The 22,908-nt window shown below is 54.1% G+C and carries 23 protein-coding genes and 2 pseudogenes; 13 read left to right on the top strand and 12 right to left on the bottom strand.

The genetic code is table 11. The features are described 5' to 3' along the window. Nucleotides 1-378 precede the first annotated feature (378 nt). A complete protein-coding gene (gene acs, locus B347_RS0115680) occupies nucleotides 379-2,334 on the bottom strand; it encodes an acetate--CoA ligase (RefSeq protein WP_019410642.1) in 1,956 nt (651 codons plus the stop codon). 416 nt (nucleotides 2,335-2,750) lie between these two features. On the opposite strand from acs, the gene B347_RS0115675 reads away from it, so the two are divergent. The 4 genes from B347_RS0115675 (at nucleotide 2,751) to B347_RS0115660 (ending at nucleotide 5,565) form a co-directional block, all read left to right on the top strand. Further along, entirely contained in the window at nucleotides 2,751-3,014 is a 264-nt protein-coding gene (locus B347_RS0115675) for a DUF2790 domain-containing protein (protein ID WP_019410641.1), read from the top strand. A gap of 144 nt (nucleotides 3,015-3,158) precedes the next feature. Beyond that, nucleotides 3,159-3,377 carry a hypothetical protein gene (locus tag B347_RS0115670; RefSeq protein WP_019410640.1) on the top strand — a complete coding sequence of 73 codons (219 nt, stop codon included), beginning with the start codon at nucleotides 3,159-3,161 and terminating at the stop codon, nucleotides 3,375-3,377. A gap of 431 nt (nucleotides 3,378-3,808) precedes the next feature. After that, a complete protein-coding gene (locus tag B347_RS0115665) occupies nucleotides 3,809-5,059 on the top strand; it encodes a ribonucleotide-diphosphate reductase subunit beta (RefSeq protein ID WP_019410639.1) in 1,251 nt (416 codons plus the stop codon). 188 nt (nucleotides 5,060-5,247) lie between these two features. Next, nucleotides 5,248-5,565: a helix-turn-helix domain-containing protein gene (locus tag B347_RS0115660; RefSeq protein ID WP_019410638.1), complete on the top strand. Its 318-nt coding sequence runs from the start codon at nucleotides 5,248-5,250 to the stop codon at nucleotides 5,563-5,565. A 12-nt stretch (nucleotides 5,566-5,577) separates the two neighbouring features. Here B347_RS0115660 and B347_RS25085 read toward each other — a convergent pair whose 3' ends face one another. Next, entirely contained in the window at nucleotides 5,578-6,597 is a 1,020-nt protein-coding gene (locus B347_RS25085; RefSeq protein WP_019410637.1) for an MBL fold metallo-hydrolase, read from the bottom strand. Between the two features lie 272 nt (nucleotides 6,598-6,869). Here B347_RS25085 and B347_RS0115650 point away from each other — a divergent pair, with 272 nt between their 5' ends. Together B347_RS0115650 and B347_RS0115645 are read left to right on the top strand one after the other, a co-directional pair. After that, nucleotides 6,870-7,943, top strand: a complete 1,074-nt coding sequence (locus B347_RS0115650; protein ID WP_019410636.1) for a diguanylate cyclase — start codon at nucleotides 6,870-6,872, stop codon at nucleotides 7,941-7,943. A gap of 27 nt (nucleotides 7,944-7,970) precedes the next feature. Continuing rightward, nucleotides 7,971-8,507, top strand: a complete 537-nt coding sequence (locus B347_RS0115645) for a DUF1003 domain-containing protein (RefSeq protein ID WP_019410635.1) — start codon at nucleotides 7,971-7,973, stop codon at nucleotides 8,505-8,507. Here B347_RS0115645 and B347_RS0115640 read toward each other — a convergent pair. After that, nucleotides 8,504-8,827: a DUF2025 family protein gene (locus B347_RS0115640; RefSeq protein ID WP_019410634.1), complete on the bottom strand. Its 324-nt coding sequence runs from the start codon at nucleotides 8,825-8,827 to the stop codon at nucleotides 8,504-8,506. The genes B347_RS0115645 and B347_RS0115640 overlap by 4 nt on opposite strands. Nucleotides 8,828-9,158: 331 nt before the next feature. Between B347_RS0115640 and B347_RS0115635 the strand changes: the two genes are divergently transcribed. The 3 genes from B347_RS0115635 (at nucleotide 9,159) to B347_RS0115625 (ending at nucleotide 11,304) form a co-directional block, all read left to right on the top strand. Next, complete coding sequence (locus B347_RS0115635) at nucleotides 9,159-9,464, top strand: PepSY domain-containing protein (protein ID WP_019410633.1); 306 nt, start codon at nucleotides 9,159-9,161, stop codon at nucleotides 9,462-9,464. Nucleotides 9,465-9,605: 141 nt separating this feature from the next. Then, nucleotides 9,606-10,799 (top strand): sensor histidine kinase, encoded by a 1,194-nt coding sequence (locus tag B347_RS0115630; protein ID WP_019410632.1) that lies wholly within the window; start codon nucleotides 9,606-9,608, stop codon nucleotides 10,797-10,799. A gap of 1 nt (nucleotide 10,800) precedes the next feature. Further along, on the top strand, nucleotides 10,801-11,304 hold the full coding sequence (locus B347_RS0115625; RefSeq protein ID WP_019410631.1) for a GNAT family N-acetyltransferase: 504 nt from the start codon (nucleotides 10,801-10,803) through the stop codon (nucleotides 11,302-11,304). Here B347_RS0115625 and B347_RS26020 read toward each other — a convergent pair. Further along, the gene (locus tag B347_RS26020) at nucleotides 11,264-11,536 is read right to left on the bottom strand and encodes a GyrI-like domain-containing protein (RefSeq protein ID WP_237719138.1); all 273 of its coding nucleotides are present in this window, start codon (nucleotides 11,534-11,536) and stop codon (nucleotides 11,264-11,266) included. The two genes, B347_RS0115625 and B347_RS26020, sit on opposite strands and share 41 nt — an antisense overlap. An 84-nt stretch (nucleotides 11,537-11,620) precedes the next feature. On the opposite strand from B347_RS26020, the gene alaC reads away from it, so the two are divergent. Continuing rightward, entirely contained in the window at nucleotides 11,621-12,829 is a 1,209-nt protein-coding gene (alaC, locus tag B347_RS0115615) for an alanine transaminase (RefSeq protein ID WP_019410630.1), read from the top strand. Nucleotides 12,830-12,952: 123 nt separating this feature from the next. Here the strand turns inward: alaC and B347_RS0115610 are convergent, their stop codons facing one another. Together B347_RS0115610 and B347_RS0115605 are read right to left on the bottom strand one after the other, a co-directional pair. Then, entirely contained in the window at nucleotides 12,953-14,305 is a 1,353-nt protein-coding gene (locus tag B347_RS0115610; RefSeq protein ID WP_019410629.1) for a GntP family permease, read from the bottom strand. 85 nt (nucleotides 14,306-14,390) lie between these two features. Then, entirely contained in the window at nucleotides 14,391-14,924 is a 534-nt protein-coding gene (locus B347_RS0115605) for a gluconokinase (RefSeq protein WP_019410628.1), read from the bottom strand. Between the two features lie 228 nt (nucleotides 14,925-15,152). On the opposite strand from B347_RS0115605, the gene B347_RS0115600 reads away from it, so the two are divergent. Next, complete coding sequence (locus B347_RS0115600; RefSeq protein ID WP_026014229.1) at nucleotides 15,153-16,184, top strand: LacI family DNA-binding transcriptional regulator; 1,032 nt, start codon at nucleotides 15,153-15,155, stop codon at nucleotides 16,182-16,184. Between the two features lie 34 nt (nucleotides 16,185-16,218). Here the strand turns inward: B347_RS0115600 and B347_RS27230 are convergent. Together B347_RS27230 and B347_RS27225 are read right to left on the bottom strand one after the other, a co-directional pair. Further along, a pseudogene (locus tag B347_RS27230) lies at nucleotides 16,219-16,644 on the bottom strand (methyl-accepting chemotaxis protein); the annotation flags it as partial. Nucleotides 16,645-16,767: 123 nt separating this feature from the next. Beyond that, nucleotides 16,768-17,433, bottom strand: a pseudogene (locus B347_RS27225) (PAS domain-containing protein); the annotation flags it as partial. Nucleotides 17,434-18,139: 706 nt separating this feature from the next. Between B347_RS27225 and B347_RS0115585 the strand changes: the two are divergent. Next, nucleotides 18,140-18,556, top strand: a complete 417-nt coding sequence (locus tag B347_RS0115585; RefSeq protein WP_019410625.1) for a GNAT family N-acetyltransferase — start codon at nucleotides 18,140-18,142, stop codon at nucleotides 18,554-18,556. Here B347_RS0115585 and def read toward each other — a convergent pair. The 3 genes from def to B347_RS0115570 form a co-directional block, all read right to left on the bottom strand. Continuing rightward, entirely contained in the window at nucleotides 18,546-19,085 is a 540-nt protein-coding gene (gene def / locus B347_RS0115580; protein WP_019410624.1) for a peptide deformylase, read from the bottom strand. The two genes, B347_RS0115585 and def, sit on opposite strands and share 11 nt — an antisense overlap. 2 nt (nucleotides 19,086-19,087) lie before the next feature. Further along, nucleotides 19,088-20,041, bottom strand: a complete 954-nt coding sequence (locus B347_RS0115575; protein WP_019410623.1) for a YihY/virulence factor BrkB family protein — start codon at nucleotides 20,039-20,041, stop codon at nucleotides 19,088-19,090. Between the two features lie 171 nt (nucleotides 20,042-20,212). Further along, a complete protein-coding gene (locus B347_RS0115570; protein ID WP_019410622.1) occupies nucleotides 20,213-20,404 on the bottom strand; it encodes a CsbD family protein in 192 nt (63 codons plus the stop codon). Between the two features lie 200 nt (nucleotides 20,405-20,604). Between B347_RS0115570 and B347_RS0115565 the strand changes: the two genes are divergently transcribed. Continuing rightward, on the top strand, nucleotides 20,605-20,985 hold the full coding sequence (locus B347_RS0115565) for a hypothetical protein (RefSeq protein WP_019410621.1): 381 nt from the start codon (nucleotides 20,605-20,607) through the stop codon (nucleotides 20,983-20,985). Between the two features lie 154 nt (nucleotides 20,986-21,139). On the opposite strand, the gene fadD1 is transcribed toward B347_RS0115565, so the two are convergent. After that, the gene (fadD1, locus tag B347_RS0115560; protein WP_019410620.1) at nucleotides 21,140-22,831 is read right to left on the bottom strand and encodes a long-chain-fatty-acid--CoA ligase FadD1; all 1,692 of its coding nucleotides are present in this window, start codon (nucleotides 22,829-22,831) and stop codon (nucleotides 21,140-21,142) included. Between the last annotated feature and the right edge of the window lie 77 nt (nucleotides 22,832-22,908).

Raw genomic sequence — 22,908 nt, 5'->3', positions numbered from 1 at the left:
AAAGGCGACTCCAAGCATTGACAGCCCTTCAAATTCATGCAAGAGCAAAAGACATACAACCTGTATGAGTTGCAAATAGCGGGCCTATTATTCGCAAACCCTTCTATTCCGGCAAGTGTAGCGTTTCATCTTATTTTTAAAGGGCCGCCCAAGCGCTCTAAAACGGTGCCTTTGGTGTCACATAGCCCCGTTTTTGGGCGTGCGGTTACACATCAGGTAACACCTTAATAAACCCCGTACCCCGTAGTAGCTGCCGCAGACTGCGATCTTTTGATCTTTTAAAGATCGCAGCCTGCGGCGGCTCCTACAGGTTAGGCGGCCTAATAAAAAGCCCCGCCTGACAACGCCAGGCGGGGCTTTCTTACAACAAAGGAGGCATTACGCGACCTTCATGCTCTTATGGGTTTCAATCAAATGCTGCACCACGCCCGGATCAGCCAAGGTCGAAATATCCCCTAGGCCGTCATATTCACCGGTGGCAATTTTGCGCAGGATACGACGCATGATTTTGCCCGAGCGCGTTTTCGGCAAGCCCGGCGCCCACTGGATGACATCTGGCGAGGCAATCGGACCAATCTCTTTGCGCACCCAGTTTTTCAACTCCAGACGCAATGCTTCGCTTGGTTCTTCGCCACCATTGAGCGTGACGTAGACATAAATGCCCTGCCCTTTGATGTCATGCGGCACGCCAACAACGGCAGCCTCGGCAACTTTAGGGTGCGCAACCATCGCGCTTTCGATTTCAGCTGTACCCATGCGGTGGCCCGACACGTTGAGCACGTCGTCCACACGACCGGTGATCCAGTAGTAACCGTCTTCATCGCGACGCGCGCCATCCCCCGTGAAGTACATGCCACGGAAAGTCTTGAAGTAGGTATCGACGAAACGATCATGATCGCCGTACAAGGTACGCGCCTGACCCGGCCACGAATCCAGAATCACCAGATTGCCCTCAGCCGCGCCTTCAATCAGGTTGCCCAAGTTGTCTACCAAGGCCGGCACTACGCCAAAGAATGGACGCGCAGCAGACCCAGGCTTGAGTGCGTGCGCCCCCGGCAGCGGGCTCATCATGCAAGCGCCGGTTTCGGTCTGCCACCACGTATCAACAATCGGGCAGCGCTCTTTACCAACCGTCGTGTAGTACCAGTTCCAGGCCTCAGGGTTAATCGGCTCACCCACCGAACCCAGCAAGCGCAAGCTGGAGCCATCCGCATCTTTAACAGCCGCCTGACCTTCGGCCATCATGGCGCGAATGGCGGTGGGTGCGGTGTAGAGGATATTGACTTTGTGCTTGTCGACGATTTTCGACACACGGGTGATGTCCGGGTAGTTCGGCACACCTTCAAACAACACGGTGGTCGCACCATTGGCCAGCGGGCCGTAGACGATGTAGGTGTGGCCTGTGACCCAACCCACGTCAGCCGTGCACCAGTAGACTTCGCCCGGACGGTAATCGAACACACGTTCATGGGTCAGCGCGGCATACAGCAGGTAACCGCCTGTAGTGTGCTGCACACCTTTTGGCTTGCCCGTGGAGCCAGAGGTATAAAGAATGAACAGCGCTTCTTCAGCGCCCATTTCTTTGGGTGCGCAGTGGGTAGAAGCCACTGCCATCAAATCGTGGTACCAAATGTCACGGTGTTTGTACCAGGCAATGTCGCCGCCGGTACGCTTGAACACGATGATTTTCTGCACGCTTGAGGTGTCAGGGTTGGTCAGTGCCACGTCGACATTGGCCTTCAGCGCTGTGCGCTTGCCGCCACGTATGCCTTCGTCGGCCGTGATAACCACTTTGGATTTGCAGTCGATGATCCGACCGGCCAGCGCCTCGGGCGAGAAGCCGCCGAACACCACCGAGTGAATCGCGCCGATGCGGGCGCAAGCCAGCATGGCGACAACCGCCTCAGGCACCATAGGCATATAGATAGTCACGACGTCACCACGGTGAACGTCCTGACCGCGCAAGGCGTTGGCCAGTTTGCACACTTCTTCGTGCAGTTCACGGTAAGTAATGTTGCGCTGCTCGGAAGGATCGTCGCCCTCCCAGATAATCGCGACCTGATCGCCGCGCTCAGCCAGATGGCGGTCCAGGCAGTTGTAGGAAACGTTAAGAGTGCCGTCCGCAAACCATTTGATGTCGACATGGTGGTCGTCGAAGGAGGTCTGTTTGACGGTCGTGAACGGCTTGATCCAGTCGAGGCGCTGGGCTTGCTCGCGCCAGAAGCCATCCGGGTTGACGACGGACTGCTGATACATCGCCTTGTAGGTCGCCTCATCAGTCAGCGTATTGGCTGCAACTTCAGGACGTACGGGATACAGGGAAGCGGCACTCATGTCTCATACCTCAATGTTTGTAGTTGTTGTTTTATGACCCTGTTTTATCCGGGCCTAGCCGTGAGATCCATTCGACGTTGGTAGTAAGAAACACACAGAAAAACCATGGCTTTTCTGCGCAAGGCTCAAGAACAAGGCTGACAGCGCTTTATCCTTCGCTGCCCAGTTCGAAAAACCTCAATGCACAACCTGTTTTCGACGATTGTTGCAGATTCTGTCAACAGTCTTTATCAAAAGCCCCTCTATATGCCTGCACGTCACAGGCCTAAAATTCATCTCGCCAACCAAGGCACTGCGATTAACGCAAGTTACAGCCCCCACGAAGGCCTATTTAATCGCTCTTAATCACTTTAGTTCCACACGCAACCTCACAAGGGTTGCGTGACCCAACTCGACCCAAGACAGGTAAAAAAGAAATGAAAGCGTTGTTAGTTCTGGCCATCAGCAGTGTGTGTTTAAGCGCGTTTGCTGATGAAGCAAGTCCTCAGGTTTCGCAGCAAAAAACAGCAGTAGAACAGTACTCCTACTCGTCCGAACTGGACATTGCCAAAGTGATTTCCACGAGCGAAATCCCCAGTGTTTGCGAAGTAGTACCGGCTCAAATGGTTTATCTGGACTCGCACGGCATGCAGCACACCCTTGAATACCGCGTCATGGGCAACGGCTGCTCCAACGGTTAATTAAAGGGCTCAGCCTTTATTAAACGCTCAAACACTTTATTTGTTAATGCGGTCCATCGCGGCACTTAACTGCACCATTTAATGCACTCACTTACTTGATTGCAGAGTTACCTGCCTGCGCTTATATCGCCAGGGAATTATTAAATGAAACGCGCTTTAATCATGGCTTTAAGTGTGTCTGTACTTGCCGGCGCTGCTTTTGCTGCTGACGGTTATGACCACACTCATTCAGCTACATTTGCCGAAGATGGCTACGACAACACCCGTTCAGCCACATTTGCCGAAGACGGCTACGACAACACCCGCTCAGCCACTTTCGCCGAAGACGGCTACGATCGCACCAAAGGTCATCGCTTGAGCTAACACCGCCTCGACTTAACGCCCGGTTTCGACCGGGCTTAGTCTGCCCCGCAATAAAAACCCCGCAACACCCTCCTCTCGCCCCAGCCGCAGCTAAGCTTATGTCTAGGTCAAAATTAGGGCATTTCGTCGCATCGACCGAAAAAAAACTGGCTGAAATACCCTGTACAAAACCCTATACTGGCGCCTTCCAAAGGGAGCACAAACCCTTGAGCGGGCTGTAGACCACGCTACTCCGGCCTTCAGGGCCAGGGCGACCACAACGTCCCCCGAGCGACAGCGGAGCAGCCCCCCGAAAACATTCATGTTTTTGCGTGCGTACATCGCGACTGCAGCAACATTCCTTAGATCCAAGTGGCCTATGGGCCGTGTGTAAAACCAACCATCAGTGTTATCACACGGGCACAAGGCCCTCACGCAGGAGACGACACGTCATGCTGAGCTGGGACGAATTCGACAAAGAAGACGAAGGCGAAGTCGCTGTTAAAGGCGCCAACGCTGGCCACGCTACCGAAGCCAATATGGACCGCCTTGACGCCGCAGGCGGCGTTGCAGCCCAGGAAGCTCGTGCAGTCACCGCTACCGACTCTGCTGCAATCAAGCGGGCCAAGGCAGCCCTAGACAACCTAGACATCGCTGAAGGCCTGGCCGAACTCGAAGGCGCAAGCGCTCGCGTTGCTGTCGACGAAAAAATGATGATCAACTGCCGCGCCGACCTTAACCAGCTCGTACCGTTCAAGTACGACTGGGCGTGGCAGAAGTATCTGGACGGTTGCGCAAACCACTGGATGCCGCAAGAAGTCAACATGACCGCCGACATCGCCCTCTGGAAAAACCCCGAAGGCCTGACCGACGACGAACGCCGCATCGTGATGCGTAACCTGGGCTTCTTCTCCACTGCCGACTCCCTGGTTGCCAACAACCTCGTGCTGGCCGTGTACCGCCTGATCACCAACCCGGAATGCCGCCAGTACATCCTGCGCCAGGCGTTCGAAGAGGCGATCCACACCCACGCTTACCAGTACTGCATCGAATCGCTGGCCATGGATGAAGGCGAAATCTTCAACATGTACCACGAGATCCCATCGGTCGCTAAAAAGGCCACGTGGGGCCTGAAGTACACCCGTTCGATCTCAGATCCGAAGTTCGAAACCGGCACCGTTGAGACCGACAAAGAGCTGCTGCGCAACCTGATCGCCTACTACTGCGTTCTGGAAGGCATCTTCTTCTACTGCGGCTTCACTCAGATCCTGTCGATGGGTCGCCGCAACAAGATGACCGGCGTTGCCGAGCAGTTCCAGTACATCCTGCGTGACGAATCCATGCACCTGAACTTCGGCATCGATGTGATCAACCAGATCAAAATCGAAAACCCGCACCTGTGGGACGCCGAAATGAAGGAAGAGGCTTCGCAGATGATCCTGCAAGGCACCCAGCTTGAAATCGAATACGCGCGTGACACCATGCCACGCGGCGTATTGGGCATGAACGCGGCCATGATGGAGGACTACCTCAAGTTCATCGCTAACCGCCGCCTGTCGCAAATTGGTCTGAAAGAAGAGTACCCAGGCACCACTAACCCATTCCCATGGATGAGCGAAATCATGGACTTGAAGAAAGAGAAAAACTTCTTCGAGACGCGGGTTATTGAGTACCAAACTGGCGGCGCACTGAGCTGGGATTGATTCCGGGATTGATTTGACTGCTGTTGAAAGGGCTGCCGCAAGGCGGCCCTTTTTATTGGGCGCACGAAAGGTAATGCTAAGAAAAGGGGCTGGAACTGATTCAAAAAATGAGTTTGATCGCCTTTGAAAACAGCTGTATAAAAAAACAGTATATTTTCAAGCACTGACTCAGCCCTGGAGACTCCCCTATGCCCAACTCAGCCATGCGCAGTACGTTTGAACGAATCGTTATTAACCAATTCACCCCACTGCACTGCGCACAAGCCCGCGACATGCTCGGCTGGAGCGTCGAACATCTGAGTGAGCTGTCCAAGGTTTCGGTCCCCGCCATTCAACGCTTTGAAGCCAGCGGCCCCATCCGCGATGTCACCCGGCTTGCACTGGCTTACTGCCTGGAAGCCGAAGGCTTGGTGTTCTTTCCCGGCTTTGCACCAGGCCGGGGCGGCAATATTCGTGGCACCACTCCCGACCCGATAGGCCGGGAAGACTTCGCCCTCATCGAGTAATAACCCCACACCTTAGAGGCGGACGTGTTTGCGTGGTACCGGATCGACGGCGTGCGCTTCGAGCCACCAAGCACGGCCTTTGTGGGGCTCTAGCAGGTTAAACGCCTCGCCCATTGCTGGCGTTGAAATGAGCACATTGCGCTCGTTTGCCAACGCCACAATGCGGTCAAACGGCTCGTGCCAAGCATGAAAGGCCAAATCAAAAGTACCGTTATGGATAGGCAGCAGCCAGCGCCCTTTCAGGTCGATGTGAGCCTGCAAACTATGCTCGGGCTGCATGTGCACGTCTGGCCAGTCAACGTTGTAGGCACCCGTTTCCATAAGGGTCAGATCGAAGGGGCCAAACTGCTCGCCGATTAATTTAAACCCGTCGAAGTAACCTGAGTCGCCACTGAAGAAAATTCGCACGTTATCAATGATCATCACCCACGACACCCACAGCGTCTCGTTGTGGTCGAACAAGCCCCGACCTGAAAAGTGCTGGCAGGGTGTGGCGATAAAACGAATACCTTCACGCTGGGTTTCTTGCCACCAATCCAGTTGCTGAACTTTTTGCGCGGGCACGCCCCACTTAATCAGCAGGTCACCCACCCCCAACGGCGCCAAAAAGTGCTGCGTTTTGGCTGCCAGTTGCAGGACGGTTTTTTGATCAAGGTGATCGTAGTGGTTATGCGAAAGAATAACGCCTTCCAGCGGTGGAAGTTCATCCAGGCTAATCGGCGGCGCATGAAAACGCTTGGGGCCCGCCCACTTAAAAGGCGACGCACGCTCGGCATACACCGGATCTGTCAGCCAGAACGTGCCTTTGAGTTTGAGCAGTAAGGTGGAGTGCCCTAGGCGAAACACGCTGAAATTCGGTGCGCTCTCCAACGCCTCACGGGTCAAGGGTTTAACGGGGACAGGCGCAGCAGGACGGGTATTCGCAGGCTTGTGAAAAATCATTTTCCAAAAAATGCCCAAGGTTTTCCCCAGGCTCGCTGCTGGCCTGACACCTTGGTTACGAAACTTCCCTTGATGCTGCTCGGCAGGCATTAGCCTGTTCGTTTCAGAAGGCTCGATTGGCATGCTGCAAAGACTCCATCGACGCAAAGCGAGAGTATTACGCCTGTTTTTTGAACGATTGAAGGCTAGTCGTCATTTTCTAACAACAAAAAAAGCTAGTCTTGATGCAATTCACTTTAAATCCCTCGATGGTTACTGAATATTACGAACGTGATAATCGATAGCCTTCCGCTAAAGCGACACTTCGTCGTGCTCTCTGGCGGCAACCAAACCTCAAGCCTCAACACCGTGCGCAGATAACTATGGACAATCAAAGAGGCAAAGGTTTGTCATTCGCCAGACGCATCTATGCGCCTCGAACCTTTGGCCTAGCAATTGGCTGCCTCAGCGTGTCGGCAGCCATGTACCCACTCAATATGCCCGCCTGGGTCTGGGCGCTGTTGCTGACCTGCGGTTTTATATGGCCGCACCTGGCCTATCAACGATCTTCCCGCTCGGATTATCCCTATCGGGCAGAACGTCACAACATGCTAATGGACTCTGTATTCGGAGGTTTTTGGGCTGCAACCATCCAGTTCAATCCGCTCCCGTCGGTGACCATCCTGTCGATGATGATCATGAACAATGTGGCCGTCGGAGGCCCAAAAATGTTGGTCCGTGGGACTGTGGCACAAGCCGTTGGAGTCGCCCTTTCGTGGCTGTTGTTTGGCGTAGGCTTTAACCCCGACACTACTCCCATACAAGTCTATGCCTGTTTGCCCATGCTGACGCTTTACCCATTAGCAATCGGCATGGTCAGCTATCGGCTGGCTAACACTCTGGCTGAACACAAGCGCGCACTGAGCGACCTCAGCCGCACCGACAGCCTGACCGGCCTGCTCAATCACGGGTCATGGAAGGACTTGTTACAGCTCAGCTTCCAAAAATGCCAGCGGACACATTCAAATGCCACCTTGGCGCTGATTGATATCGACCATTTCAAGCGCATCAATGACAGCTATGGACACATTGTCGGCGACAGCGTGTTGCGACAGCTAAGCACCGCACTCCAGGAAAACCTACGCGCAGACGACTTGGCCGGTCGGTATGGCGGCGACGAATTTTGCGTCATTTTGCCCAACCGCTCCCTGCTGCAAGCGCAAGAAATCATGGAGCGTTTGCGTCATGTGTGTCGCAGCTACAGTTACCCCGACGAGCCAGATTTGCAGGTGAGCCTGAGCATTGGCCTAGCCTCATGCCGCCCCGAACTCGCGGACGCATCCATGTGGCTGAACGAGGCTGATAAGGCGCTGTATATTGCCAAGAACACTGGCCGCGACAAAATCAGCATTGGGGCTGCGGATCTACTGGCGGTCACAATCCTGAGCAAGCCATAAACAACCGAAGCGAGAATGAGCCCCCCAATGAGTACAGACGCCCGCGACCCGACATCCACCCCAAAAAAAGTTGATCACTTACGCTTTCACCGGGCACACGCGCACTTGGACTCAACCTTTGGCAGCGACACATTCGCCTTAAAAGCCGAAGCCTTTGCGCGTTTTTTTGGCACCCCCACGTTTCTGGGCGCACAAACCCTCATCGTGGTGATCTGGGTCTGCTTGAACCTGTTTGGCGTCACACACTTTGATATTTACCCGTTCATCCTTCTAAATCTGGCCTTCAGCCTGCAATCGGCTTACGCAGCGCCGCTGATTCTGCTCGCCCAAACCCGTCAGGCCGAACGCGATAAAGCCCAGGCCGATGCTGATGCCCAGCACCGCGAAGCACTGGCCGTAACCAACAGCGAACGGCAAATTGCAGCGGCTCAAACCGCTGAACAGATCAGGGCACTGCTGGAGCAAAACACTCGGCTAACTGAAATGACCAAGACGCTAACCGAGCGTATCGAGAGCTTGACCTCAGAAATGCATCAGCACCTTATTGTGCGCAACAAGCCTTAACTCAGACAGCGGCGAACAGCCGTGATCTCGGGGACGTCCTGACGCTGCATGTACACCCGCAAGGGCTCGGTAATGTTCAAGCGATCGTCGATATTTTGATCCAGCAACAACTGAATCAACTCGCGTTTGAGGGTCATGGTGTCTGCAGCGCCTGCCTGCCAGACAAACTCGCTGGTGGGCGTGATGTTGTCGTCGGCAACATCCATTCCAAAAGAGTCTTCACTAAAACGAACAATGTAGTGTTCTGTCTTACGATTGAAACCAACAAAACCGTTAAGTTGATCAGCAGCCTGGCAGATTAACTGCGAAGTGATACGCATGGTAAACCTCATTGACGACTAGGGATGATGGTTTACACGCAAGATGGAACGCTGGTCCCTCTGCCGGGGACGCTATTGACCCAAGGGTACTGCACAATTTTTCTAATACCAAGGACCTCACACTGCCCGACTTCGCCAAGGCCAATGGCCCCATCGACACAGGCCCGTCGCCATAGAAGCGGCGCAGTAATCCTTTGTTGGAGCGAATCGTTTAAAAGACCGCTCAAGCTCACTCCTACAGATTTCAGGCGCAGGGCGAAAATTAAGGGTGAGTTAAGTTGCGATGGTTAATCTGATCCCACTTAAACAGCTCACCCCAGAGGGATTAAACATGAAAGCACTTAACGTAATGTTCGCCGCCGCAGCACTCACTTTGACGGCTGGTTTAGCTCAGGCCGATGTTCGCCCGGACCATATTCCAGGGTTGCTCAAATCAGGCGAAATCACCTCGTTTGAAAAGTTGAATCAAACTGCAATCAACCAACATCCTGGCGCAACCATCGTTGACACCGAGCTTGATCATTCTTTCGGCAAACTGGTCTATGAAGTAGAACTGAAGGATGCCAAGGGCCTTAAGTGGGAGGTCAGCCTGGACGCAAAAACGGCCGAAATATTGGAAAACAAGCAAGACACCTAAGTCAGGTTAACCCCCCAAAGCCGTGCCCTGAATGTGAGAGGCGCGGCTTTTTTTTGGACATCCGACCTTACAATTTTCGTACACCATTGCGCAGGCTCGCTAGAATCATCTTTTAATACGCTTAGACCGAGAACACCTTCTATGAGGCCAAGTGCCGCGGCCGATATCGCCACGATTAACCGGATCAGTGCTGTCCCGGCGATTCTGCAGGTCATTACAGAAATGACCGGTATGCGTTTTGCAGCGGTGGCGCGTGTTACCCAACAAACTTGGACCGCATGCGCAGTACGCGACAATCTGGGCTTTGGCCTGAACCCCGGCGGGGAGTTGGATCTGGTCAGTACCTTGTGCTTTGACAGCATGAACTCTTTCCTACCGATCATCATCGATAAAGCCAGCGAAGACCCGGTGTATCAACACCACCACACTCCAAAGATCTATCGGTTCGAAAGCTACATCACCATTCCAGTATTCCGCACCGACGGTGGTTTCTTTGGCACCTTGTGTGCACTCGATCCCAACCCGGCGAACCTTAAAAACAGCGCTATCCAAAGCACAATGGAGTCTTTTTCGCGCCTGCTGTCATTGCAAATTGAGGCAGAAGAAAACCTGCAGCGTGCAGAAACAGCGTTGGCTCAAGAGCGCGAAAACGCGGAGTTACGTGAACAGTTCATTGCAGTGCTCGGGCATGATCTGCGCAATCCTTTATTTGCAATCACCACAGCAGCCGAGCGCTTATTGCGCAAACACCCTGATCCTCAAACCCACAGCCTAGTCCAGCACATAAAAGCCTGCGGCGATCGCGCCACACAACTGGTTGAAGAAATTTTGGACTTTGCCCGAGGACAGCTGGGTAGCGGTATTCCAGTGACACTGCACGAATGCCCAAACCTCAACCTGATGCTCGAACACGTGATTTCAGAGGTGCAGCACGTTAACCCCGAACGTCAGATTCACTCGATCATCGGGCCGTTCGATACGATTAAATGTGACAGCAACCGCTTGGCCCAACTGCTCTCAAACCTGCTAGCCAATGCCATCACCCATGGTTCTGCGACAGGACCGGTGCTGGTCACAGCCTTGGTCCGCGACCAGATATTCACCCTCTGCGTGGTCAATCAGGGCAAGCCTATTGCGAGTGATGTTCTACCGCACCTTTTCCAGCCCTATTCGCGCCCTGCCAACGATACCCCGCAAGCCGGCCTTGGGCTGGGTCTGTACATTGCCAGTCAGATTGCCTTGTCACACCACGGCCAACTCAGCGTGGTATCGAATGAACAACAGGGCACGATTTTTACCTTCACCTTGCCGCTTTTTCAGAACGTTGAGGCCTAGCATGCAGACCCGCCTCTGCGCTTATGAAGACCTGAACCCCGCGCAACGCGCACTGTTGCGCGGCATTGAGGTACAGCCGCAACAGATCACCTTTTGCGGAGACATCGAATCAGCCCTGCATTCGCTGCCGACCCAATCCCATATCGGAATCAAAGGTTTCGTGCTGCTCAGCGACGAACAGCCCGTGGCCTTCATGATCCTTAAGCGCCAACCACTTTTGCCGCACTGGGCCGAACCTGACAGCGCAACCCTGCACGCCTTTCAAGTGGACAGACGCGTCCAAGGCCAAGGGCTGGGCAAAATCTGCATGCACGAACTCGCACAGGCCATGAACGAGCTATGGCCTGAAGTACGTCAATTAATGTTATCGGTCAGCCCGTTTAACACCCATGCCGTGGCCTTTTATCTGAGCCAAGGCTGGGTCGAATGCGGGGAGGCCTATCGCGGCGAACGGCGTATGGCCATTACGCTCCCGCCTGTGGAGCAGGTGCTGCACGCGGTATAACAGTGAGCCCGATGCCCAGTAATCCTTCACCGGTGTGTGCACTGTAATCGTCGCTGTAGCACTCGAATTCAGAGGCATGCGCCGCGTCATAACTCGATGCGGGCAGCCGGTCATTCCAGATCGCCTGAAAAACCTGGCTTACGTTATCCAACGACCCGCGATGCTCGAAGACGCCATACGAGCCTGTTTGCAGGAAAAAAAACTTACCCAATCCATCTAGACAAAAGGCCATCATCGCCCTTATTGTCTCGCCCAGACCACCGCAGTGGTCAACGTCGCTCGGACGGTTCCGGGCGCTTACGTATCAGAGGCAAACATGGCTGACCAAGGTTCGCCGCGCCGCTTTGCGCGCATAGATCGACTTCCCCCCTACGTTTTCAACATCACGGCTGAGCTGAAGATGGCCGCCCGACGTCGTGGCGAAGACATTATCGACTTCAGCATGGGCAACCCTGACGGCCCGACTCCGCCGCATATCGTTGAAAAACTCTGCACCGTCGCACAGCGTGAGGACACTCACGGCTACTCAACGTCGCGTGGCATTCCGCGTCTGCGCAGGGCTATTTCTCGCTGGTACGCCGACCGTTACAACGTCGAGATCGACCCGGAACACGAAGCCATTGTGACCATTGGCTCCAAAGAAGGCCTGGCGCACTTGATGCTCGCCACCCTCGATCAGGGCGACACCGTGTTGGTACCAAACCCCAGCTACCCGATTCACATCTATGGCGCGGTAATTGCCGGTGCCCAGGTGCGCTCGGTGCCATTGATTCCGGGCGTGGATTTTTTTGCCGAGCTGGAAAAAGCCATTCGCGGCTCAATCCCTAAGCCAAAAATGATGATCCTGGGCTTCCCGTCAAACCCGACGGCGCAGTGTGTCGAACTGGACTTCTTCGAGCGCGTGGTCGCGCTGGCCAAGCAATATGACGTGTTGGTGGTCCACGACCTGGCCTACGCCGACATCGTGTATGACGGCTGGAAAGCGCCTTCGATCATGCAGGTTCCAGGCGCTAAAGACATTGCCGTCGAGTTTTTCACCCTGTCTAAAAGCTACAACATGGCAGGCTGGCGAATTGGCTTCATGGTCGGCAACCCGGAGCTGGTAAACGCACTGGCGCGGATCAAGAGCTACCACGACTACGGCACATTTACCCCGCTGCAAGTGGCGGCAATTGCGGCACTTGAAGGCGATCAACAGTGCGTCAAAGACATTGCCGAGCAATACCGTCAACGCCGAAACGTATTGGTTAAAGGCTTGCACGAACTGGGCTGGATGGTTGAAAACCCGAAAGCGTCGATGTACGTCTGGGCCAAAATTCCCGAAGCGTATGCCCATATGGGTTCGCTGGAGTTTGCCAAGAAGCTGCTGTCAGATGCCAAAGTATGCGTCTCACCCGGCGTAGGCTTTGGTGAATACGGCGACGACCATGTGCGTTTTGCCCTGATTGAAAACCAGGACCGCATCCGCCAGGCCTTGCGTGGCATTCGCGCCATGTTCCGAGCAGATGGGTTGAACGCCAGCTAATCTGAGAAACCAAAACCTGTAGCCGCTACCGCAGGCTGCAATAAGGGCCGGAGGACCTTCGCTTTGAGGGTCGCTACGCACCTCATCGCAGCGTTCGGCAGCGACTACAGAGTTTTGCGGATGTTAGACCACCAACGACAACAGCAGGATGAAGATCAAACCGACAACCGAGAGGATGGTTTCCATCGCGGTCCAGGTTTTGAAGGTTTCAGCCACGGTCATGTTGAAGTACTGCTTAACCAGCCAGAAACCCGCATCGTTCACGTGAGACAAGATCAACGAGCCCGCGCCCGTTGCCAGTACTAACAACTCGCGGTTCACGCCCGGAATCAAATCCACCACCGGCAACACAATCCCCGCCCCGGTAATGGTCGCCACGGTCGCAGAACCGGTCGCGATGCGAATCACTGCTGCTACCAGCCACGCCAACAAGATCGGCGAGATTTGCGCGTTCACGGCCATGTGCCCGATTACATCACCCACACCACTGGCGACCAGCATTTGCTTGAAGCCACCGCCCGCACCAATGATCAAAATGATCGCAGCAGTCGGCGCCAGACTCGCGTCGAGCAACTTGAGGATGCGCTTGGAATCAATACCCTGCCGCGCACCAAAGGTGTAGAGCGACAGCAGCAGCGCCAGCAACAGCGCACTGATCGGGTGGCCGATCATGTCCATCCACACGCGGAAGAAGTTGCCATCCGGCAACGCCACGTCGGCAAAGGTCTTGAGCAACATCAGGAACACCGGCAACAGCACCGTAATCAGCGTGATGCTAAAGCTTGGCAGGCTGCTGGACTCAGGCTCGCTGGCCAGTTGATCCATAAGCTCCTGAGACGGGTTGCCCGGGATGTACTTGGAGATGAAGGACCCGTAAATCGGGCCTGCAATGATCGCCGTCGGCAACGCCACGATCAGGCCATACAAAATGGTTTTACCAATGTCGGCACCAAACACGCCAATCGCCAGCAATGGGCCAGGATGTGGCGGCACCAAGCCATGCACTGCGGACAGGCCGGCGAGCAACGGGATGCCGATTTTAATCAACGACACGCCCGTGCGGCGAGCAACGATAAACACCAACGGGATCAGCAACACAAAGCCGATTTCGAAGAACAGCGGAATGCCGACCAAAAACGCGGCAAACATCATCGCCCACTGAACCCGCTCCTTACCAAAGGCACGAATCAGCGTACGGGCAATCTGGTCCGCGCCACCCGAGTCAGCCATCATTTTTCCGAGCATGGTGCCCAATGCCAAAATGATCCCGACAAAGCCCAGCACACCCCCAAAACCGTCTTGGAACGATTTAATAATCAGGCCCGCAGGCATACCGGCAGTCAAACCCAAAAACGCAGAGGCGATAATCAACGCGATAAATGGGTGCAGCTTGAATCGGGTGATCAATACGATCAGCCCGATAATGGTCACGACTGCATCAAGCAGCAGAAACGTGTTGTGTGACATGCCTAGCATGGGGCGTCTCCTGCCTTGTTTTTGTTCTCAAGTGCGAATGTGCAGCCTTCGCTGAAACGGACAGCGCTATCTTTTTGAAACAAATTCATGAGGTTGCCAGCAAAGAGTGTTCACACCACCAATCACGGGCAGCGCCCGCCAACTGGTCAATATCCAGCGCTGCCGCATTCAGCGTCAGCACCAAAGGTTCTTGGCTCGGCGACTCAAGGGCGGCGAACTGGCTGTCAATAAGGGTCTTGGGCATAAAGTGCCCCGGACGATGAGCCACTCGGTCTGCAGCCACTTGCGGCGTCAGTTCCAAGAACACAAAACCCAAGCCATCGACAGCACCCCGCAAACGCTCGCGATAACGCAGTTTTAGCGCCGAACAGGTCAAGACCGGGCGCTGGCCACGAGCAACCGCCGCGCGCAATTCATCGCACAAGCTGTCTAGCCAGCCAGCACGGTCTTCATCCGTAAGGGGGATACCGGCGCTCATTTTTTCAATGTTGGCCGTCGGGTGAAACGCATCGCCTTCAATCGGGGTCGCACCATTGAGCTGGCACAACGCCTGGCTCACGCTGGACTTGCCACAGCCGGCAACCCCCATGATGACCAGAGCAGTGATAGGTTGACTCATGAAACACCTCAGTCCGTAGACAGCGCTGTCTTTATCAGTGCATTCACTACTTGAAAGCAAAGCACAAAGACCAGGCTACCGACGTCTATTTCTCGTTTTTATGGGGAGACGCCGTGACGCTCTCGACATACAAAGATATTGAATCGTCCTACAGACAATCAGGCAATTGCCGACACGCAAGGACAGCGCTACCTTAGTGACTTGTTTTTTGTTTGGCAAGCCGCCCCGATGACCTCTTCTAAAAACGATAAAAACCCCCGCACCACGGGTCGCCCCACCCTCAATGAGGTGGCACGCCTTGCCGGCGTCAGCCCGATTACCGCCTCGCGTGCCCTGCGCGGTATCAGCAGTGTGGCCACGGAGCTGTCAGAGAAGGTGCGCTGGGCAGCCGATGAGCTGAACTACGTGGTTAACCCGGCCGCTCGGGCGCTGGCTTCAGCGCAAAGCCATTCCGTGGTGGTGCTGGTACCGTCCTTGTCCAACCTGCTATTTATCGACACCCTCGAAGCGATACACGAGGTGTTGCGCCCTAAGGGCTTTGAAGTGCTAATCGGCAACTATCACTACTCGCGTGATGAAGAAGAGAACCTGCTGCGCAACTACATGGCTTACCAGCCGCGCGGCCTCTTGCTGACTGGCTTTGACCGCTCTGAAAGCTCGCGACGCATGATTGAAGCGAGCAACACGCCCTGCGTGTACATGATGGAATTGGATGCGGGCGCAGGCCTGAACTGTGTCGGATTCTCGCAATTAAAAGCGGGCGAAACCGCTGCTCATCATTTGATCTCACGCGGGCGCCGCCAATTGGCCTACATCGGCGCGCAACTCGATCAACGCACCCTCTTACGCGGCGAAGGGTACCGCCGCGCCTTGCAGGAAGCCGGTTTGTACAATCCAGACCTTGAAGTGCTGACGCCACGCCCTTCATCTGTGGGCTTGGGCGGCGAATTGTTCTTGCAGTTACTGGCCAGCCATCCACAGGTGGATGCGATCTTTTTTGGTAACGATGACCTTGCCCACGGCGCTTTGCTGGAAGCCGCACGTATCGGGATCAAAATTCCAGAGCAAATTTCCATCCTGGGCTTCAACGACCTGCCCTCCTCCGAATTCATGGTGCCGCGCCTCAGCAGCATTCGCACGCCCAGAGAAGCCATTGGCCGTCGCGCCGCTGAACAGATGCTCACCCTGATGGCCGGAAACAAAGTGCAACAGCCGGTGCAAGACATGGGGTTTGAGTTGATGCTGCGTGAAAGCACCTGATACCGCCGATAAGCTCCTACACGAGGTTGATCGGCTAATTTATCTGCAGCGTCGAGTTGAACTGACTGATGGCGTCGACCACGTGTTTGGAGCCTTGCTGGATTTCCAGAATCGCTTCGCCCGCTTCATTGGCCAACGAAACCCCGAGCCCGGTTCGGCTCAAGCTTGATTGCATGCTGGTCACCGCACTCAGCGATAAGTCGTGATTTTTGCGCACCACCTCGACGATTTCCAAGGTGGCCGCACTGGTGCGCGCCGCCAGGCTTCGGACTTCGTCTGCCACCACCGCAAAACCTCGTCCATGCTCACCGGCACGCGCCGCTTCGATGGCCGCATTAAGCGCCAGCAGATTGGTTTGATCTGCGATGCCGCGAATGGTCTGCACAATTTTTCCGATGATGTCAGATTGCTTACTCACCGCGTCGATACTTTGTGCGGCCTCGTTGAGGTCTTTGGAAATGGCCTCAATGGTCTGCACCGTCTGTTGAACCACCTGTGAACCTTTCTGTGCACACGCGTCATTTTGTACTGATGTCGCGTGGGCAGATTCGGCAGCCGTTTGCAGATTAGTGACTTGTGCGGTGATGTCGCTGGCGAACTTCACCACTTTGTACAGACGCCCTTTGGCGTCAAATATCGGGTTATAGGAGGCTTCCAAGAACACGGTATGACCGTATTTATCGACCCGTTCAAAGCGCCTGGAATGGTATTCGCCACGATTGAGCGAGGCCCAAAAGGCCTTGTACTCGGATGATTCAGCCTCACTGCGGCGGCAGAACATGCTGTGGTGCTGACCCACAATTTCATCGAGAGAGTAATGCAGGGTATCGAGTAAGTTCTGGTTGGCATTGATGACTCGACCATCGGGCGAAAACTCAATCATGGCCATGGAGCGACTCAGGGCATTCACGATGCTCTGATTCTCATGTTCCTTATTGATCCTTTCGCTAATCTCGGCAGCCACTTTGATGACACTGGTTACCTGGCGATTTGCATCGGTAATCGGCATGTAACTGGCTTCAAGCCAAATTTCGCGCCCTGCTTTATCAAGTCGTGAAAACGTCCCGCTCAGTGGTGTGCCATTCGCCAGGCTTTTCCAGAACTGGGCATATTCGATTCCACGCTGATAAGCGTCTTCGCAAAAAAGACGGTGATGCTTGCCCCGAATTTCATCAACGCTGTAGCCCATCACTCGGCAAAAGTTATCGTTGGCTTCAAGAATGATGCCTTCAGGGCTAAATTCAATCATCGCCATTGAGCGACTGACGGCCACTAACTTAGCCTTCATATCATCCAAAGAGCAGCTAAGGCGTTGATTCTCAAGCAGGTCGGCTTTGCGGTGTAAATTAAACATGACTCAACCCCTGAAGATGCTGCTTATTGACGAATCGATAATTTCAAGGCGCACGAAACCGCAAGCGAATTAGGCGCTTATTGTTAACGTAATACTCATTCAGGGGTAATGATGTACAGATCAGCCCCCTTGCGCTGAAGCATAGACAGACAACAAAAGGGTGCAAGCCAATTGCCACCAAGCCGCGACGAAACGCTCACAATGAGAAGATGGACTAAAGGAGCGATGCACAAGCAATAAAAGCAAAAGCCCGAAAATAGGGCTTTTGCTGGATCAATCAGTGGCCAAATAATCCGACTTCAGATTTTTTGGTTTTTTTATCAGCGCGTTTTTCATCGGCTGTTTTGGCAGGTTTTTTCTTAGCGGCTTTCTTTGAATCCATACCTTTGGCCATAATATGCGCTCCACTGTTCAGGGATGTGACCACAGGTATAACACTGATCGCAGGCTAACTATTATTTAAAAACAGTTATTCAAAAATGAATGGGGCTTAACCCATTTTAATTGCGAATAATCACCATGCTTCGCGCTAACTATCGCGCCGAAACTAACCCAAGAGCGTGTATATAATGCGCCCCCGTTATCAACGCCTGTGGACGTCATGACAACCCTTGTTTACGCCCCCCTCGAAGCGCCGCTGTGGCCACTCATGAATAAGTTTTATCGCGCTCATCAGTCGTCGATGAAAGCAAGTAAAGACTCGCAATTGTGGGTAGCTCGCCAAGAAGAGATCGTCGCCGGCTTGTGTTTGCGCCCCGCAGCCCACGGCCACTGGTTGACCGGTTTATTTGTTGCACCTGCGGTGCGTGGGCGTGGGATTGCCGCTGCATTGGTGGGTACGGCGGCGTCCACTTGTGAAGGGCCGGTTTGGTTATTCTGCGACCCTGAGTTGCAAGGGTTCTATGAAAGGCTGGGGTTTAGCCTAGATACCGACTTACCCCAGGTGCTGCATGAGCGTCTGGTGCGCTATCAACGCAACAAAGCGATGATAGCAATGGGCCTGACACCTACTCTTTAGTGCCAGGTTCCAGATCAGGGAACAGCACGTCGATGAAACCAAACTTGTTGAAATCCTTGATCCTGGACGGGTACAAGCGGCCGATCAGGTGATCGCATTCATGCTGCACCACCCGCGCATGGAAACCTTCGGCCACGCGTACGATCGGTTCCCCTTTAGGGGTAAAACCTTCGTAACGGATCTTCTGAAAACGCTCAACTGTCCCGCGCAGCCCTGGCACTGACAAGCAGCCTTCCCAATCCTCTTCGACCGCGGGACTCAACGGGGTGATCAGCGGGTTTATAAGGATGGTTTGCGGCACGGCCTCTGCATCGGGGTAACGCTCGCTGTGCTCGAAGCCGAAGATCACCAATTGCAGGTCAACCCCGATTTGTGGAGCTGCCAAACCTACACCTCCGGCGTGCTCCATGGTCTGCAACATGTCATCGATCAATTGCCAGAGTTCTGGCGTATCAAACATTTCGGAGGGTACTGGCGGAGCAACCCGTAGCAGGCGCTCATCACCCATTTTCAAAATTTCACGAATCATGATCAGGCTTCATCTGAAGTGGGTTTAAGGGAGTGGTCACGCCCCAGACCGGACACATGATGTTTGACCTCGGCATCATCGGACTCATCGAATGTTTTTTCACCCGCGTCCTTGCCTTCGGCGGACATGTGCTCAATCACAGCGTTCATTTCAGCGCCCAGTAACAGCACGGCTGCCGAAATGTAGAAGTACAGCAACAGCACAATAATTGCGCCGATGCTGCCATACATGGCGTTGTAATCGGCAAATGTTTTGACATAAAAAGCAAAACCCAGCGAGGCCAGAATCCAGACCACTACGGCCAAGACCGAGCCTGGCGTGATAAAGCGAAACTTCTGTTCGACATCGGGCATTACGTAATAGATGACAGCCACGGCAATCATTAGCAACAAGATGATTACCGGCCAGCGCAGAATGGTCCACAGCGTGACCACAAACTCTTCAAGGCCCACCTGACCGGCTAGCCAGCTCATCACTTGCGGGCCGAGCACCATCAGCGCAGCGGCAGCCAGAAGCATGCCGGCAAGACCAATGGTGTAGAAAATAGACAGCGGGAAACGCTTCCACGCAGGACGGCCCTCAACCACGTCATAGGCCGCATTCATTGCGCTCATCATCAGCCGCACACTGGCCGAGGCGGTCCACAACGCGATCACGATACCCACCGAGAGCAACCCACCCTTGGACTGCTGCAATTGGTCGATCACCGGATTGACTTGCTCCAGCGCTTGGGGCGGCAGCACCAGTTCGGACTGCAAACGCAGCCAGGAGAAGAAGTCAGGCAAATGCAAAAAACCGATCAGTGCAATCAGAAACAGGATGAACGGGAACAGCGAGAAGAGCATTTGATAGGCCAGCGCAGAGGCATAGGTCGACATTTCATCGTCGATAAACTCTTTGACTGTGCGAATTAACACTTTGCCTAACGGCAAGCCCTTCAAGACCGGAAAAAACATAGCGTCTCCTTTCGCCGCTTAAAAATGGGGTTCAACACGCCCTCCTACGGATTAAAGGGGGTTTTACCTCAAAAGTAGTCTAACTGGCGACTTTGGAAACATTTAACCGCCAAACCTGTAAAAACGGCCACCCGAGAGGTGACCGCTATAACGCTGTGACAAGAGGCAGAATTAAGCTTTGTCGATGGTTTTCTTCACCGCGTCTTTGGCCTTGCCAACTGCCTGTTGTCCTTCGCCTTTCAACTCCTGGGCCTTACCTTCTGCGCGCAGCTTGTCATTGTCGGTGGCTTTGCCGACCGTTTGTTTGACATTGCCTACTGCTTCGTTCGCCATGCCTTTGATCTTATCGCCAGTGCTGCTCATGGGATTTCTCCTGATGAAATTTCGGATGTCATGACCTCGACACAAGGATTGACCCATTCTCATCGCGCAGAGTTTCATTTATTTTCTGTGGCTCATTTCGTCGTTCAGCGCAGGTTGAGCTTTATGTTTGACCGCTAACCCCCGAGAATGCGCAACGTATTCAGGCCATGGCGCTGAAGATTCGCAATTGTAGGAAGGTTATGAAACTCGATAAAAAGCAGGCCATTGCCCGCAGAAACCAAGAGCTTGGCGGCGCAGTGCTTGGCGTCAACAACTGCCACTTCGCCACACTGAACACCAACAAGAACATTTGGTGGTTCGATATTCCGCTGGCTCGCCTGGCCATCGGTCAATACGAATGGGTGCACCTGCTGCTGCACACCCCGACCACCGATGAGTTGTTGCATATGAAGGTCACCACGGCTTTCCTGCGTGAAAAACGCGAGGGTATGGTGGTTCGCGCGACGCACAAACGCACGCCGACCATGAGCCTTGAGCTGAGCGCGGACAAGGACTCTTTCTTACAAGACGTTCGTCCTACAGGCACCGGTGTCAATTTTGCGCAGTTTTTGCAGAAGTAACCCATTACCCGCAGCGAGCTAGCCTCGCGATCTTTTGATCTTTGAAAAAATCGCGAGCAATCGAACGTCGACCGGCTCGTCCTACAGAATGAGCGTTATCCCTGCAAAAACGACAAAGCCCCGCAATGCGGGGCTTTGTCGTGTCTGGGCAAGGTTACTTTTTAAGGCCCAGTTTTTTCAGCTCTTCATCACGCAATTCACGGCGCAAGATTTTGCCTACGTTAGTCGTTGGCAGGCTCTCACGGAACTCGATAATTTTCGGTGCTTTGTAGGCGGTCAAGTTGGCGCGCATGTGAGTCATGACTTGTTCTTTGGTCAGGGTCATGCCCGGCTTGACCACGATATAGACTTTGATTACTTCACCGGCTTTCTCATCGGGAAGGCCGATAGCCGCTGATTGCAGCACGCCCGGCAATGAGGCCATCACGTCTTCGAGTTCGTTCGGGTACACGTTAAAGCCCGACACCAGAATCATGTCTTTTTTGCGGTCGACAATACGCATGTAGCCATCAGGCTGGATGATCGCAATATCACCTGACTTCAACCAACCTTCGCTGTCTATGGTTTCGGCTGTCGCATCCGGACGTTCCCAATAACCTTTCATGACTTGCGGGCCTTTAATGCACAGCTCGCCGATCTCACCCAATGGCAACTCTTCGCCCGCATCGTTGATCACTTTGCATAGGGTCGAAGGCATCGGAATGCCGATGGTGCCGACCTGGATGTTCTGAGTCGGGTTTACCGATGCCACCGGGCTGGTTTCGGTCATGCCATAACCTTCGCAAATCGGGCAACCGGTCACTGTCTTCCAGCGCTCAGCCACCGACAGTTGCAACGCCATGCCGCCCGACAACGTGACCTTAAGGGACGAGAAGTCCAGCTTACGGAAAGCATCGCTGTTGCACAGCGCCACAAACAGGGTGTTGAGCCCGACGAAACCAGTGAACTTCCACTTCGACAGCTCTTTGACCATCGCCGGCAAATCGCGCGGATTGCTGATCAAAATATTGTGGTTGCCCAGCAACATCATCGCCATGCAATGAAAGGTAAACGCGTAGATGTGGTACAGCGGCAATGGGGTAATCAGGATTTCACAACCTTCATTGAGGTTGGAGCCCATCAGCGCCTTGCACTGCAACATGTTGGCGATCAGGTTGCGGTGGGTCAGCATCGCGCCCTTGGCCACTCCCGTGGTGCCGCCCGTGTATTGGAGCACTGCAACATCGTTGCTGGCCGGATTGACTTCCTTGACCGGTTGGCCATGGCCCTTACTCAGTACGTCGTTGAACTTGATGGCTTTAGGCAAGTGATACGCCGGGACCATTTTCTTCACGTACTTGATGACACTGTTAATCAGCAGGCGCTTGAAAGGCGACAGCATGTCGGCCACTTCAGTGACGATCACATGCTTGACGGAGGTCTGGGGCACAACCTTTTCGGCCAGGTGCGCCATGTTCGCCAGGCATACCAGCGCCTTGGCGCCGGAGTCGTTAAATTGGTGTTCCATTTCCCGCGCGGTATAAAGCGGGTTGGTGTTAACCACGATCAAGCCGGCGCGGATGGCTCCGAACACAGCGATAGGGTATTGCAGCACGTTGGGCAACTGAACAGCGATACGGTCGCCGGGCTGCAGGTCAGTGTGTTGCTGCAACCAGGCCGCAAATGCGCCTGACAGCTCGTAGAGCTCACCGTAAGTAATGGTTTTGCCGAGGTTGCTGAATGCCGGCTTGTCGGCGAAACGTTGGCATGATTGGCGCAATACCGTCTGAATATTTGGGTATTCGTCAGGGTTGATTTCAGCAGCAATCCCAGCTGGGTACTTATCCTTCCAAAAGCCTTCAATCATGGAAGCCCACTCCTCAGCGCGAATTCTTCACCGCATTTGATGCGGTTATTATTTGTTTGATTTTTGTAATGGATAAT

The organism is Pseudomonas psychrophila HA-4, from assembly GCF_000282975.1.
Taxonomy (GTDB): domain Bacteria; phylum Pseudomonadota; class Gammaproteobacteria; order Pseudomonadales; family Pseudomonadaceae; genus Aquipseudomonas; species Aquipseudomonas psychrophila_A.
The sequence above is the reverse complement of the archived record's forward strand: the minus strand, read 5'-3'. Positions and strand labels throughout refer to the sequence as shown.

What these genes read in the sequence shown, in the direction of transcription:
- acs (WP_019410642.1), bottom strand. Translation starts at nt 2,334, where the DNA reads ATGAGTGCCGCTTCCCTGTATCCCGTACGTCCTGAAGTTGCAGCCAAT.
- B347_RS0115675 (WP_019410641.1), top strand. Translation starts at nt 2,751, where the DNA reads ATGAAAGCGTTGTTAGTTCTGGCCATCAGCAGTGTGTGTTTAAGCGCG.
- B347_RS0115670 (WP_019410640.1), top strand. Translation starts at nt 3,159, where the DNA reads ATGAAACGCGCTTTAATCATGGCTTTAAGTGTGTCTGTACTTGCCGGC.
- B347_RS0115665 (WP_019410639.1), top strand. Translation starts at nt 3,809, where the DNA reads ATGCTGAGCTGGGACGAATTCGACAAAGAAGACGAAGGCGAAGTCGCT.
- B347_RS0115660 (WP_019410638.1), top strand. Translation starts at nt 5,248, where the DNA reads ATGCCCAACTCAGCCATGCGCAGTACGTTTGAACGAATCGTTATTAAC.
- B347_RS25085 (WP_019410637.1), bottom strand. Translation starts at nt 6,597, where the DNA reads ATGCCTGCCGAGCAGCATCAAGGGAAGTTTCGTAACCAAGGTGTCAGG.
- B347_RS0115650 (WP_019410636.1), top strand. Translation starts at nt 6,870, where the DNA reads ATGGACAATCAAAGAGGCAAAGGTTTGTCATTCGCCAGACGCATCTAT.
- B347_RS0115645 (WP_019410635.1), top strand. Translation starts at nt 7,971, where the DNA reads ATGAGTACAGACGCCCGCGACCCGACATCCACCCCAAAAAAAGTTGAT.
- B347_RS0115640 (WP_019410634.1), bottom strand. Translation starts at nt 8,827, where the DNA reads ATGCGTATCACTTCGCAGTTAATCTGCCAGGCTGCTGATCAACTTAAC.
- B347_RS0115635 (WP_019410633.1), top strand. Translation starts at nt 9,159, where the DNA reads ATGAAAGCACTTAACGTAATGTTCGCCGCCGCAGCACTCACTTTGACG.
- B347_RS0115630 (WP_019410632.1), top strand. Translation starts at nt 9,606, where the DNA reads ATGAGGCCAAGTGCCGCGGCCGATATCGCCACGATTAACCGGATCAGT.
- B347_RS0115625 (WP_019410631.1), top strand. Translation starts at nt 10,801, where the DNA reads ATGCAGACCCGCCTCTGCGCTTATGAAGACCTGAACCCCGCGCAACGC.
- B347_RS26020 (WP_237719138.1), bottom strand. Translation starts at nt 11,536, where the DNA reads ATGGCCTTTTGTCTAGATGGATTGGGTAAGTTTTTTTTCCTGCAAACA.
- alaC (WP_019410630.1), top strand. Translation starts at nt 11,621, where the DNA reads ATGGCTGACCAAGGTTCGCCGCGCCGCTTTGCGCGCATAGATCGACTT.
- B347_RS0115610 (WP_019410629.1), bottom strand. Translation starts at nt 14,305, where the DNA reads ATGCTAGGCATGTCACACAACACGTTTCTGCTGCTTGATGCAGTCGTG.
- B347_RS0115605 (WP_019410628.1), bottom strand. Translation starts at nt 14,924, where the DNA reads ATGAGTCAACCTATCACTGCTCTGGTCATCATGGGGGTTGCCGGCTGT.
- B347_RS0115600 (WP_026014229.1), top strand. Translation starts at nt 15,153, where the DNA reads ATGACCTCTTCTAAAAACGATAAAAACCCCCGCACCACGGGTCGCCCC.
- B347_RS0115585 (WP_019410625.1), top strand. Translation starts at nt 18,140, where the DNA reads ATGACAACCCTTGTTTACGCCCCCCTCGAAGCGCCGCTGTGGCCACTC.
- def (WP_019410624.1), bottom strand. Translation starts at nt 19,085, where the DNA reads ATGATTCGTGAAATTTTGAAAATGGGTGATGAGCGCCTGCTACGGGTT.
- B347_RS0115575 (WP_019410623.1), bottom strand. Translation starts at nt 20,041, where the DNA reads ATGTTTTTTCCGGTCTTGAAGGGCTTGCCGTTAGGCAAAGTGTTAATT.
- B347_RS0115570 (WP_019410622.1), bottom strand. Translation starts at nt 20,404, where the DNA reads ATGAGCAGCACTGGCGATAAGATCAAAGGCATGGCGAACGAAGCAGTA.
- B347_RS0115565 (WP_019410621.1), top strand. Translation starts at nt 20,605, where the DNA reads ATGAAACTCGATAAAAAGCAGGCCATTGCCCGCAGAAACCAAGAGCTT.
- fadD1 (WP_019410620.1), bottom strand. Translation starts at nt 22,831, where the DNA reads ATGATTGAAGGCTTTTGGAAGGATAAGTACCCAGCTGGGATTGCTGCT.